The organism is Vibrio mytili (assembly GCF_000830505.1).
GTDB lineage: Bacteria > Pseudomonadota > Gammaproteobacteria > Enterobacterales > Vibrionaceae > Vibrio > Vibrio mytili.
Genome location: NZ_JXOK01000053.1, coordinates 83,843 through 97,699, shown reverse-complemented (window position 1 = coordinate 97,699; position 13,857 = coordinate 83,843). Strand labels below are relative to the sequence as shown.

The following is a 13,857-nucleotide window of genomic DNA, read 5'->3' as shown; positions in this document are numbered from 1 at the left end:
TGCAAAACGTGAAGCGGAAGAAAAAGCGGAACGTGAAGCTAAAGAAAAAGCGAAACGAAACGTAGATACGAATGCACAACGCGAAGCTGAAGAAAAAGCTAAGCGTGATGCTGAACAGAAAATTAAGCAAGAAGCAGCGCGAAAAGAGGCCGACGAGCTTAAGCGTCGTCAGGAAGAAGAAGCTAAGCGTAAGGCTGAAGAGGAAAGTCAGCGCCAGCTTGAAGAAGCTCGCGAATTGGCTGAAAAGAACAAAGAGCGTTGGTCTGCTGCAGAAGAGAAAAAGGGTGATATGGAAGATACAGATTACCATGTAACGACTTCACAATATGCACGTGAAGCCGAAGATGAAGCAGATCGCAAAGTTGAAGGTGGTCGTCGTAAGAAGAAGAAACCTTCAAGCAAAGATGAGAAAGCACGTAATACTCGTGGCCAACGCGGTGGCAAAGGCGGTCGTAAAGGCAAGCTGGCGAAACCAACATCAATGCAGCACGGCTTCGATAAGTCTGCTACGGTTGCAAAACAAGATGTTGTGATTGGTGAAACGATCGTTCTTTCTGAACTTGCGAACAAGATGTCGGTTAAATCGACAGAAGTTATCAAAGTGATGATGAAGATGGGCGCAATGGCGACTATCAACCAAGTTATCGATCAAGAGACTGCGCAGCTAGTGGCAGAAGAAATGGGTCATAAGGTCGTTCTTCGTAAAGAGAACGAACTTGAAGAAGCCGTGCTTTCTGACCGTGACACGAATGCAGAAGCCGTTCCTCGTGCTCCAGTCGTTACAATCATGGGCCACGTTGACCATGGTAAAACGTCAACACTTGACTACATTCGTCGTACGCACGTTGCTTCTGGTGAAGCGGGTGGTATTACACAGCACATCGGTGCATACCACGTTGAAACTGATAACGGCATGATCACTTTCCTTGATACTCCTGGACACGCAGCGTTTACTGCTATGCGTGCTCGTGGTGCTCAAGCGACAGATATCGTTGTACTTGTTGTTGCTGCAGATGATGGCGTAATGCCACAAACGGTTGAAGCTATCCAGCACGCGAAAGCGGCGGGTGTGCCTCTGATTGTTGCAGTGAACAAGATCGATAAAGAAGGTGCTAACCCAGACAACGTTAAGAACGAGCTTGCTCAATATGACGTTATTCCTGAAGAGTGGGGTGGTGAGAACATCTTCGTTCACATCTCTGCAAAACAGGGTACAAACATTGATGCTCTTCTAGAAGCAATCCTTCTTCAATCTGAAGTTCTAGAGCTAACAGCAGTTGCTGAAGGCATGGCGTCTGGTGTGGTTGTTGAATCTCGCCTAGATAAAGGTCGCGGTCCAGTTGCAACAGTACTTGTTCAGTCAGGTACCCTAAACAAAGGCGATATCGTTCTTTGTGGTCAAGAATACGGCCGTGTTCGTGCAATGCGTGATGAACTGGGTCAGGAAATTACACAAGCTGGTCCATCGATTCCTGTCGAGATCTTGGGTCTATCTGGTGTGCCATCTTCAGGTGACGAAGCAACAGTAGTTCGTGATGAGCGTAAAGCGCGTGAAGTTGCGAACTACCGTGCTGGTAAGTTCCGTGAAGTGAAACTGGCACGTCAGCAGAAATCGAAGCTAGAGAACATGTTCTCTAACATGACAGCGGGTGAAGTTGCTGAGCTTAACGTTGTGCTTAAAGCAGACGTTCAAGGTTCTGTAGAAGCCATCGCAGACTCACTAGTGAAGCTATCAACTGACGAAGTGAAAGTGAACATCGTTGGTTCTGGTGTTGGTGGTATTACGGAAACTGACGTAGTACTTGCTGAAGCATCAAATGCAATCATTCTTGGCTTTAACGTACGTGCTGACGCTTCTGCTCGCCGTGCTGTTGAGGCAGCGGCAGTTGACTTGCGTTACTACTCAATCATTTACCAATTGATTGACGAAGTGAAACAAGCAATGGGTGGTATGCTTGCTCCAGAATTCAAGCAAGAGATCATTGGCCTTGCTGAAGTACGTGACGTGTTTAAGTCACCTAAACTGGGCGCAATCGCTGGTTGTATGGTTACAGAAGGCGTGATTAAGCGTAACAACCCAATCCGTGTATTACGTGATAACGTTGTTATTTATGAAGGTGAACTAGAGTCACTACGTCGTTTCAAAGATGACGTTCAAGAAGTTAAGAATGGCTACGAATGTGGTATCGGCGTTAAGAACTACAATGATGTTCGTGTTGGTGACCAAATCGAAGTCTTCGAAATCATTGAAATTAAACGTACTCTAGACTAATTGACTAAAATTACTAATATTGTCTTTGAAAGGTAAGTAGTAATTGGTTGTTGAATACACCATGGGGGCTGGCTTTGACCAACCCCCCATTCTTTCTATATGAGAGTAAAAGTATGTCAAAAGAATTTAGCCGCACGCAGCGTGTTTCACAGCAGCTGCAAAAAGAATTAGCGATGATCCTTCAACGTGAAGTTCGTGACTCGCGCCTGGGTATGGTCACGATTTCCGATGTGGAAGTGTCTCGTGACCTTGCTTACGCAAAGGTATTTGTCACTTTCTTATGTGTAGGTGAACAAACGCCTGAGTCCTGTCTAGCGGCACTGCGCGAGCACGAAGTGCATATTCGCATGATGCTAGGCAAACGCATTCGTCTGCGTTTGACACCAGAGATTCGCTTCTACTACGACAATACGCTTGTCGAAGGTATGCGTATGTCTAACCTAGTGTCTGAAGTCGTTAGTGCAGACAAGAAAAAGCAAAAAGATTCTGGTCGTGAGGGCGAAGAATAATGGCTCGTCGTCGTAAAGGTCGTCCAATTAATGGCGTTATCTTGTTGGACAAACCAACGGGTATCTCTTCCAATGATGCACTGCAAAAAGTAAAGCGAATCTACTTTGCTGAGAAAGCAGGCCACACTGGTGCCTTGGACCCATTAGCGACAGGCATGTTGCCAATTTGCTTGGGTGAAGCGACAAAATTTTCCCAGTTCCTTCTTGATTCTGATAAACGCTACCGTGTGATTGCAAAGCTCGGTGAGCGTACTAATACATCAGACTCTGATGGAGAAGTAGTCGAAACTCGTCCGGTCGATGTAAATTTAGAAAACCTGGAAGCCTGTATTGAGAAATTCCGTGGTGAATCTGATCAAATACCTTCAATGTTTTCTGCGTTGAAATACCAAGGCAAACCTTTGTATGAGTATGCTCGCAAAGGCATTGATGTCCCGCGAGAGTCTCGAAAAATTACGGTCTATGAGATTGTTCTTCATCGCTTTGAAGGTGATGAAGTTGAAATGGAAGTGCATTGCTCAAAGGGCACTTACATTCGCACTATCGTCGATGACCTTGGAGAAATGCTTGGTTGTGGTGCGCATGTCACCATGCTTCGTCGTACTGGTGTTGCAAAATACCCCTATGAAAAGATGGTAACACTCGAGCAACTCAATGATTTGTTAGAGCAAGCGCATCGTGAAGAAATCGCACCTCGTGAATTACTTGATCCGTTGCTTTTACCAATGGATACGGCTGTCGAAGATTTACCAGAAGTTAACTTGTTACCAGAGCTCGCTGATATGGTTCAACATGGCCAGCCTGTTCAGGTATTTGGTGCGCCGATTGAAGGTGCACTTCGTCTGACGATGGGCGAGGAGCGCTTGTTTATCGGAGTCGGTGAAATGAACGACGACGGTAAAATTGCACCTAAGCGTCTGGTGGTTTTTCGTGAAGAAGCACCATCGCAGTAATTACTTGAAAATACCGACCAATGCGTTGGTATTTTTATATTGCACGGGTTAAAAAATTTCCCTATAATCCGCGCTTCGCGTAGCGGCTGAATCAGAGATTGGCTGCTACAACTTTAAACTTACTCTTATTAGGAGAGAATTATGTCTCTGAATGCAGAAACTAAAGCAGCAATCGTTGCAGAATACGCACAAGGTGAAGGCGATACTGGTTCACCAGAAGTTCAAGTAGCTCTACTTACTGCTTCTATCAACCACCTACAAGGTCACTTTAAAGCACACAAAGGCGATCACCACAGCCGTCGTGGTCTTCTACGTATGGTTTCTCGTCGTCGTAAGCTTCTAGATTACCTAAAAGGTAAAAATCTAGCTCGCTACCAAGACCTAATCAAACGCCTAGGCCTACGTCGCTAATCAGCGACTGCATAGCAGTTTGTCTAAAAAGGGGCTTTATGCCCCTTTTTTGTTGCCTATTTTTTGACTGATATAGCTTATTTTGGCTGCTATGGCTTATTTTGACCGCTATAACTTAGCCAAATCCTACTTATGCCGTTATAATACTGGCGGTTTAATCTTTTGATACAGTTCCAAACCAGTTCTTGGTCACCGATTTGTATCGTAGATTATCAGTAAGGCTCACCGCATTACAGTCAACCTCGTCGACCAAAAGGTCGCGGCTATTAAAAAGAAATTTACTCAAGTTTCTTTTCACTAGTCGCGATTCGTAATGCCTTGAGTATCAATTAATACATCCTAAGCATTGGTATGTACAGTGCTTAGAAACAAGGAATAACAATGTTCGAAAAACCAGTTGTTAAAACGTTCCAGTACGGTAACCACACGGTTACTCTAGAAACTGGCGTTATTGCACGCCAAGCGACAGCCGCAGTTATGGTAACGATGGACGATACAGCCGTATTCGTTTCTGTCGTTGGTAAGAAAGAAGCAGTAGCGGGTCAAGATTTCTTCCCGCTTACAGTTAACTACCAAGAGCGTACGTACGCGGCGGGTAAAATCCCTGGTGGCTTCTTCAAACGTGAAGGTCGTCCTTCTGAAGGCGAAACACTAACAGCTCGTCTTATTGACCGTCCAATCCGTCCGCTTTTCCCGGATTCATTCAAAAACGAAGTCCAAGTTATCGCTACTGTTGTATCGGTGAACCCTGACGTTCAACCAGATATCCCAACAATGATTGGTACATCTGCAGCACTAGCTATCTCTGGTATCCCGTTTAACGGTCCTATCGGTGCTGCTCGTGTTGGTCATATCGATGGTCAACTTGTGCTTAACCCGAGCCAAACTGAACTACAAGCTTCTAAACTTGATCTTGTGGTTGCAGGTACCGAGTCTGCAGTACTGATGGTTGAATCAGAAGCGGATAACCTAACTGAAGAAGAAATGCTTGCAGCGGTTGTTTACGGTCACGATCAACAACAAGTTGCTATCAAAGCAATCAACGAATTCAAAGCAGAAGTTGCTACTCCTGCGTGGGATTGGGTTGCTCCGGAAGAAAACACTGCGCTTAAAGCTAAGATTGCTGAACTAGCAGAGGCTAAGCTTATCGAGGCTTACCAAATCACTGAGAAAATGTCTCGTTACGACCGTATTCATGAGATTGCAGCAGAAGTTAACGAAGCTTTACTTGCTCAAGATCCGGAAGCGGACACTAAAGAGATTCACACTATTTTCCACGATTTAGAGAAGACAGTAGTACGTAGCCGTATCATTGCTGGTAACCCTCGTATCGATGGTCGTGAGAAAGACATGGTTCGTGCGCTAGACGTACGTACTGGTATCCTTCCACGTACTCACGGTAGTGCGCTATTCACTCGTGGTGAAACTCAGGCGATCGTGACGGCGACTCTAGGTACTCAGCGCGATGCGCAAATCATTGATGAGCTAACTGGTGAGCGTAAAGATCACTTCCTACTGCACTACAACTTCCCTCCATACTGTGTAGGTGAGACAGGTTTTGTCGGTTCTCCTAAGCGCCGTGAAATCGGCCACGGTAAATTGGCGAAGCGTGGTATTGCTGCAGTTATGCCATCTCCAGAAGAATTCCCATACACAGTACGTGTAGTATCGGAAATCACTGAATCTAACGGTTCATCTTCAATGGCTTCTGTATGTGGTACTTCTCTTGCTCTTATGGATGCAGGTGTACCAATCAAGTCTTCAGTTGCGGGTATCGCAATGGGTCTTGTGAAAGAAGGCGACGATTTCGTTGTTCTTTCAGACATCCTTGGTGACGAAGATCACCTAGGTGATATGGACTTTAAAGTAGCGGGTACTAATACAGGTATCACTGCACTTCAAATGGACATCAAGATCGAAGGTATCACTAAAGAGATCATGCAGATTGCGCTTAACCAAGCACAAGGTGCACGTAAGCACATCCTATCTGTAATGGATGAAGCGATCTCTGGTGCTCGTGATGATATCTCTGAATTTGCTCCGCGTATTCACACAATGAAGATCAGCGCTGAGAAGATCAAAGACGTTATCGGTAAAGGTGGTGCAGTAATCCGTGCTCTAACGGAAGAGACGGGCACTACGATTGAAATCGAAGATGACGGTACTATCAAGATTGCCGCGACTGAAGGTGCAGCAGCGAAAGAAGCGATTCGTCGCATCGAAGAGATCACTGCTGAAGTTGAAGTCGGCCGTATCTACACTGGTAAAGTTGCACGTCTAGCCGACTTTGGTGCATTCGTCACGATTCTTCCAGGCAAAGATGGTCTAGTACACATCTCTCAAATCGCAGAAAAACGTGTTGAGAAAGTGTCAGACTACCTAGCAGAAGGTCAAGAAGTTCAAGTGAAAGTACTTGAAATCGACCGTCAAGGCCGTGTTCGTCTAAGCATGAAAGAAGCGGTTGAAAAACCAGCAGAAGCAACTGCGGAAGCACCAGCAGCGAAAGACGAGTAATCGACAGATAGCCTTTCCGTCTTTTATTAGCGTATGAGATGGAAAGCATGCTATAACAGGGGAGCATTTTGCTCCCTTTTTTTTGGTTTGTTTCTAGATGTTTAGGCTGAGTATCCTATAGTGCATAAGAGAAGCAGGCCCGGAGCGGCTCAAACAGGAGTATCAATTAGTGAAATGGTTTCAAACCGCCAGTCTATTTATTGTGATCGCGTTAACCGGGTGTGTAAATTCCGCTCAACAGTCTTCGCCTCAGTGGATCTACCCACCTATGGCGGTCTCACTCCAGCCTAGTATTCAGCAAGAAGTGCAGATCGCACGTTTATCTCAGTTGTTGCAACGCCCGGATCTTAGTGATGAGGTGCGCGCGAAAATGCATTATGAAAGAGGCAATTACTACGACAGTGTTGGTTTGAGAGATCTCGCTCGTTTGGACTTCAACCAATCTTTGCAATTGAATCCTGCTCAACCGGATATCTTTAATTTATTAGGGGTGTATTTTACCCAAGTTGGAGAGTTCGATGCCGCATACGAAGCCTTTGACTCAACGATAGAATTGGCCCCAGAAAATACCTACGCGGAGCGCAACCGAGCGATCGCTTTGTACTATGGTGGAAGAAATGATCTGGCGCTGGAAGACATGACGAAACACTACCAAGAGATGCCCAGTGATCCTTTCCGGGCATTATGGTTGTACATTATTGAAGCGGAAGAAAACCCAGAACAGGCGAAAGCGAATCTTGAGAAAAGATATCGTCGTGATCGGAGTGAAGAATGGGGATGGGTTCTCGTTGCTATCATGTTGCGCGATGTGTCTGATGAACATGCGTTAAAAGTCATCATGGATGGCACGCGCGAGAATTACCGTCTTGCCGAGCGCCTGACGGAAACTTACTTTTATTTAGCAAAACGCAATCAAATTGAAGGCGACTTAGCCAGTGCAATCTCACTGTACAAACTCGCCATCTCGTTTAATGTGTACGATTACGTGGAACACCGTTACTCATTCTTAGAGCTAACGCAGATCTATGAGCAGCTTCAGCAAGAAAGAATGGATCAGCAAAACGACGCTGACCAACAAGAACAGCAATAATGATAAAGCCGCTTCCATTAGCGGCTTTTTTTACGCTTGATGATTGAGAGAACTCGTTTTAGAATAGTTAGCTCTGCTAACTAAATGGTGAGCATTTATGGCTTTAGAAAAAAGTTTGATCGATTTGGAACGTTTCTGCGCCAAAGCTTGGCGTGTTTACGCGAAGGAAGATCCATTGTCTCATCTTAGCTTTAACGAATTTGATTATTTACGCGTGATTCAGGTGTTTCCTGAAGGCGTTCGCATTACTGATCTTGCTAACGAGTTACAGGTAACCAAACCTTCTGCCTCCAACATGGTGGTACGTTTAGAAAAGAAAGGGTTAGTGAAGCGCATTACTTGCAATGAAGACGCTCGCGCAAAGCGTGTTCTGCTGACGGAAGATGTCGCTGAAAAAATGTCGTTAGAACAAATTGTTTATAAGGATATTTCGGATCAAATGATGCTAAAGCTAAACGAGCAAGAATCCAAACAATTACAGTCGTTACTCAATAAAGCGCTGAGTAACTAATTATAAAAATCATTTATTTAACTATTTAGTTAGTCTTGCTAACTATTTAATTAGCCTTGCTAACTATTGGTGAGAATCATGCAGAAATCCATTTATAAACAGTTTTGGAAATATACCATTCCAACTGTAGCAGCCATGTTGGTTAACGGATTGTATCAAGTCGTTGATGGTATTTTTATTGGCCGTTATGTTGGTGCTGATGGATTAGCAGGTATTAACGTCGCTTGGCCTGTGATTGGTAGCATTCTGGGCATAGGGATGATGGTCGGCGTGGGGACGGGAGCCCTAACTTCCATCAAGCAAGGAGAGAAAGATCAACAAGGAGCGAAACGGATCTTAACGACGGGCTTGCTGTTTCTGTTGACTCTGATGCCTATTGTCTCAACGGTTCTGTTTTTCTTTGCAGATGACTTTGTTCGCTGGCAAGGTGCTCAGGGGCGAGTGTTCGAGTTAGGTTTGCAATATATCGAGATACTCATCATTGCGTGCATCTTTTCACTTGGCTCTATTGCGGTTCCATTTTTACTGCGTAACGACAACAACCCTAGCTTAGCCACGATTCTGATGGTGATAGGCGCAATCATTAACATTGTATTGGACTATGTTTTCATTGCTTGGTTGAACTGGGAGCTAACAGGGGCGGCTATTGCGACCGCATTGGCACAGATGGTTGTCACCGTGTTAGGTGTCGGTTACTTCTTCTCTTCTAAAGCGAAGTTACGTCTGACAGTTAGAGATTTGAACGTGCAATTTGATGCTATTCCTAAAATTGTGCTTATCGGTACATCCAGCTTTTTTATGTACGCTTATGGCTCGACGATGGTGGCTCTGCACAATGCGTTGTTCGCTCAATACGGCAGCCCGCTGTTGATCGGCGCTTACGCTATTTTAGGTTACATCGTGACGGTCTATTATCTCGTGGCGGAAGGCATTGCCAGTGGTATGCAGCCGTTAGTGAGCTACAACCATGGCGCACGAAATCAGGATAACATTCGTAAGTTGCTACAAATCGCGATGGGGACATCGGTTTTAGGTGGTGTCGTGTTCGTGGTGTTGATGAATCTTTTCCCGTATCAGCTTGTATCCGTCTTTAACGATGCAGATCCACAGCTTATCGAAAGTACTGTGGTGGGAATTCGTCTCCACATGTTCGCACTGTTCCTTGATGGTTTCTTGGTCGTCGCTGGGGCTTACTATCAATCAGTCAACAAAGGCAGTAAGGCGATGTTTGTGACGGTGGGGAACATGCTTATTCAACTGCCGTTCTTGTTCATCATGCCAAAACTGTTGGGTGTGACAGGCATTTGGATTGCGTTCCCGCTATCTAATATTGCGTTAAGTCTGGTTGTGATGAGTATGCTTTGGCGTGACATCAAAAAGCTGATGGTGGAGAGACCGATAGAACCGAGTACGCAAACGTCTTAATTTGGCAGTAAAAACAGAAAAGCGAGGCTAGGGCCTCGCTTTTGTTTTGTCGGAAGAGTTAAATGTTCTTCACTTCTAAGCCAGCCAGTTGATGCCAGTAGCCGTTACATTGGCGGCTTGCTAGTTTGTCAGGGTTTGAACCTTGCTCGTTAGAGCGGAAGCGATCCAATTCCGAGAAGGTACTTACGCCTAACGGACTCAAGCGAACGACATCAACCAGGCCTTGCATGCTTGGCAGATCGTTGATCAGGTTGTAGCAGTAACCCGATTGGGTTTGAATGCCATTCAGGTTGAAGACTTCTTGTCCCTCTTGGCTGCATACTTGTATTCCTGTTGGGTACTTAATGCAGCACGTTTCGCAGTCGTCCTTTGCTTTATTTTCTGCGCGTGCAGTGAAGCAGCGAGCAGAGTAGGCTAAGGGCAAATAGCCGTGGCTAAAGACTTCGACTTCGAATTTGTTGCGAATACCTAGATCTTCACATTGCGCCAGAGTCTCACTTAGCCATTCACGAGATAGCTCGACAGGCATACACCAACGAGTCATTCCTTGTTTCAAAAATAAGTTCAAAGTGTGCGCGTTGTAAGTGTTAATTGCTGGGCCAACGACAAATGGGACTTTGTGTTCAGACGCCAGTTGAACTGCAGAAACGTCATTTGCTTCAATCGCGAAGTCACCATTATCGATGTACTTCTTCATGATGTTAACTTCGCTCGGTGCTTCTAACAGCGCCATGGTGGAAAGAACGACTTGCTTACCGGATGCAGACAGGTCTTTGGCAATATCGAACCAATGGGCAGGTTTCATCTCACGGCGTTTTGAACAAACGGTTTCACCTAGGTAGATGATGTCTGCCGAGCTTTCTTTCGCTTGTAAGTAAAATGCTTCGATATCTTGTTTTGGCCAGAAGTACAGCAGTGGGCCAAGTGCATATTTCATTGAGTTTTCCATCTTAATCTCTACTGCCATTTACGGTGATAAGCACCCAACGTGGTTTGCGTACCTTCAGAAACGTTAGCCAGTGCGGCATCCCAAGCCGCTTCGACTTGGTAAACTTCTGGATTTGCTTGGTAACGATCAATCGCGGCGCGCCAAGTGCGAGTAACTTGCTCTACATAGGCTGGGCTGCGTTGGCGACCTTCTATTTTTACCGATGCAACATTGGCGGCAAAAAGTTCAGGAAGCATAGACAATGTGTTTAAACTGGTGGGCTCTTCTAACGCGTGGTAGCGCTTTTTATCACCATCGATTTGCGCTTCAAAACGACCTTTGCACAGCGTAGGGTAACCCGCGTTTTCCCCTGCACTGTATTTATCAATCAAAATATTATTTAGGCGAGATTCGAGGCCTTGCTCGGTTTCTTGCCAGCGGACGTACTTCGCAGGTGAGCAGGCACCGACGGTGTTTGGAGACTCCCCCGTCATGTACGAGGATAAATAACAGCGTCCTTCAGACATAATACATAGGCTACCGAACGCAAACACCTCTAATTCAACATCTTCAGGAACATTCCGTGACAGTTGTTTGACCTGATGGATCGAGAGAACACGCGGTAGAACGACGCGTTTCACGTTGAAGTTCTGTTTGTAGAAGTTCACGGTAGCAACGTTGGTTGCTGAGGCTTGTACGGAAAGGTGAAGCTCCAGTTCAGGATACTTACGTGCTGCGTAATCCAATACAGCAATGTCTGCCACAATGAGCGCATCAACCCCCAACGCAGCAGCGTTATCGACCGCATTGGTCCAACGTTCAAATCCATTTGGATGAGCAAATGTGTTGAGTGCTACATGGATTTTTTTGTTGCGGTCATGAACATACTGCACGGCTTTTTCGAGTTTTTTACCGTGAAAATTCAGGCCAGCGAAGTGACGAGCATTAGTGTCGTCTTTGAAGCCGATGTAAACGGCATCTGCACCGCAATCGATCGCGGTTTTTAACGCAGGCAAGTTACCCGCAGGACACAAGAGTTCCATATGCACATAATCATAGAGAATAAAAAGGTGCCTGCATTTTATGAAGAATTATGAACGGCAAAATTGACCTAAGTTAGGTTTAGCTCAATAAAGTCTACATTTACCCCTTGAGAGTAGGTGGATTAATTCTTATGGCGACGATTTTGTGCGAACAACTCTTCGATCTCGTGCTTTGGTTGAGGTCGATAAAAATGAAAGCCCTGAATTGAATGGCACTGAAGGTTTGATAATAAAGCCGCTTGTTGGTGAGTTTCTACGCCTTCAGCTACCACTGTCAAATCGAGCGATTTCCCCAAGTTGATGATGTTTTCAATCACTGTGACCTGTTTCGGCAAGATGTCGATATCAGTGATAAAAGCGCGGTCTATTTTTAGTTCATCAATAGGGAAACGCGCTAAATAGGACAGTGATGAGTAGCCAGTGCCAAAGTCATCAATAGACAGAGTAAACCCGAGTTTCTTTATGGCATTGACCATCTGCAGAGTATGTTCACTATCACTCATGACGGCACTTTCAGTAAGCTCAAAGGTGATGCAACTAGGATCAAGCTCAGTAGAACGCAGTAACTTTTCCATATAATCAATGAGCTGAGGGTTGCCAAATTGTTCCGGAGATAAGTTAATCGCCACGCGTCCCGGCAGTATGCCTTGTTGTTTCCAGCGCTTGACGGTACTGAAAACTTCTCGCATGACGACTCGCCCAAGATGTTCAATCAATCCAGCACGCTCGGCCACTGGGATGAACGAACCCGGGCTGATATAGCCTTCGACAGGATGTTTCCAACGAACTAATGCTTCTGCGCCGTTGATGCTGAAGTCGCGCGCATTAACTTTGGGTTGGTACCACACCTCTAACGCGTTTTTTTGCAGCGCTTTTTGTAACTCTATCTCTAACCACAAACGCATTCGTGCTTCTTTGTTCATCTGATCGTTGAATTTTATCAGACGATTGCGGCCACGATCTTTGGCTTCATACATCGCCGTATCTGCATTTTGCAGCAGTATACGTGCGTCTTGACCATCCTCTGGATAGCGTACGCTACCGATAGAACAAGCTAAACGTTTACTAAAATGTTGTAAATCAAATGGTTGATTGATCAAAGTGATGATTTGGTCGGACACGATCTCTGCGATACGGTGATGTTCAGGCTCGGGAAGAATAATGCCAAACTCATCGCTACCTAGGTGACCAATAATGGCTTGTTCTGGCAATAAGCGCTCTAGTCGCATTGACACTTCTTTTATGACTTTGTCACCAATGTGATGACCTAGCGAATCATTGATGTTTTTGAAGTTGTCGATATCCAAATAGAAAACGAGTAGAGGCGTTTGCTTTTTTATAAATTGTTCGAGACGTTTGGTAAATCCAAAGCGGTTGTATTGAGAGGTCAATGAGTCGATATGGGCATCTTCTTTTGAAGTCGTGGACAATAGCTTAGGTTTATCGTCGGCATCTTGGATGAGTACGATTTGTGACTCGGTGCCGATTGCTTTCGCCGAATCGGCATGCAATTGTATTTTGCGTTCAAATCCACAACGAGCACTGGTTAAGCATATAAATGGCTTATCAGAGATCAACGCGCTTAATCGGTGACTGAAGGCCTTTTTACTGTTTTCATCAATGAACAGACGAGAAAATTCCTCACCCAGTAACTCATGGGGCGACTGCAAGCCCAATAATCGGGCTGATGCTGGGTTGGCGGAGATAATAATGTCATCTTCAACCAACAACAAGCCGTCGGGTAATAGCTGGGTCAGCTTTACGAACTTGCTTTCTGATTCTTCGAGAGAACGGACGAGAATATGCTTTTCAGACGTGTCGACAGCATGAAATATAATCAATTGGATTTCATCCTGTTCCACAACAGGTGACAAGCTAAAATGGAGGCTAGTCTCTATCTCTGTTTCGTCTAATGTGACTTCTGCTTCAACATGAGCCCCTTTGAACGCTTGCTGATAATACGGCAAAAGCTTTTTATAGAACTGCTCTCCGAGCACCTGGCTATCGTTTAGACCAACCATTTCGTCGTGATTAAGTCCTGCAATGTCACAGTAGCGATCACTCACCATTCGATAATTGTGCTCTTTATCGAGAATGGCAAAAAAGAATGGGCTATTTGAGGTAAGCTTGGCAAACCAATGTTGTAGTTGTTGGGAAGGCATTAGTGGGTTACCGATCTCCAATGAGCCAGATTATTCATC

The 13,857-nt window shown here is 45.2% G+C and carries 11 protein-coding genes; 8 read left to right on the top strand and 3 right to left on the bottom strand.

From position 1 onward, the window contains the following. The 8 genes from infB to vmrA all read left to right on the top strand — a co-directional run. The coding region (infB, locus tag SU60_RS14600; RefSeq protein WP_041156155.1) for a translation initiation factor IF-2 at positions 1–2,272 on the top strand (2,272 nt) is incomplete at its 5' end. 113 nt (positions 2,273–2,385) lie between these two features. Beyond that, a complete protein-coding gene (gene rbfA, locus SU60_RS14595) occupies positions 2,386–2,781 on the top strand; it encodes a 30S ribosome-binding factor RbfA (protein WP_041156154.1) in 396 nt (131 codons plus the stop codon). After that, a complete protein-coding gene (gene truB / locus SU60_RS14590; RefSeq protein WP_041156153.1) occupies positions 2,781–3,734 on the top strand; it encodes a tRNA pseudouridine(55) synthase TruB in 954 nt (317 codons plus the stop codon). Before rbfA ends, truB begins: the two co-directional genes overlap by 1 nt. A gap of 141 nt (positions 3,735–3,875) precedes the next feature. Beyond that, complete coding sequence (gene rpsO, locus SU60_RS14585; protein ID WP_005380094.1) at positions 3,876–4,145, top strand: 30S ribosomal protein S15; 270 nt, start codon at positions 3,876–3,878, stop codon at positions 4,143–4,145. A 381-nt stretch (positions 4,146–4,526) separates the two neighbouring features. Continuing rightward, positions 4,527–6,659, top strand: a complete 2,133-nt coding sequence (gene pnp, locus SU60_RS14580) for a polyribonucleotide nucleotidyltransferase (protein ID WP_041156152.1) — start codon at positions 4,527–4,529, stop codon at positions 6,657–6,659. A 169-nt stretch (positions 6,660–6,828) separates the two neighbouring features. Then, a complete protein-coding gene (gene nlpI / locus SU60_RS14575) occupies positions 6,829–7,749 on the top strand; it encodes a lipoprotein NlpI (protein ID WP_041156151.1) in 921 nt (306 codons plus the stop codon). Between the two features lie 97 nt (positions 7,750–7,846). Then, on the top strand, positions 7,847–8,260 hold the full coding sequence (locus SU60_RS14570) for a MarR family winged helix-turn-helix transcriptional regulator (protein ID WP_041156150.1): 414 nt from the start codon (positions 7,847–7,849) through the stop codon (positions 8,258–8,260). A gap of 78 nt (positions 8,261–8,338) precedes the next feature. Continuing rightward, entirely contained in the window at positions 8,339–9,685 is a 1,347-nt protein-coding gene (gene vmrA, locus SU60_RS14565) for a sodium-coupled multidrug efflux MATE transporter VmrA (RefSeq protein WP_041156149.1), read from the top strand. A 58-nt stretch (positions 9,686–9,743) separates the two neighbouring features. Here vmrA and SU60_RS14560 read toward each other — a convergent pair whose 3' ends face one another. From SU60_RS14560 to SU60_RS14550, 3 genes are all read right to left on the bottom strand, one after another. Continuing rightward, positions 9,744–10,622 (bottom strand): U32 family peptidase, encoded by an 879-nt coding sequence (locus SU60_RS14560; protein ID WP_041156161.1) that lies wholly within the window; start codon positions 10,620–10,622, stop codon positions 9,744–9,746. Positions 10,623–10,642: 20 nt separating this feature from the next. Continuing rightward, a complete protein-coding gene (gene ubiU / locus SU60_RS14555; protein WP_041156148.1) occupies positions 10,643–11,656 on the bottom strand; it encodes a ubiquinone anaerobic biosynthesis protein UbiU in 1,014 nt (337 codons plus the stop codon). 122 nt (positions 11,657–11,778) lie between these two features. Then, entirely contained in the window at positions 11,779–13,818 is a 2,040-nt protein-coding gene (locus tag SU60_RS14550) for a sensor domain-containing protein (protein ID WP_041156147.1), read from the bottom strand. Positions 13,819–13,857 lie beyond the last annotated feature (39 nt).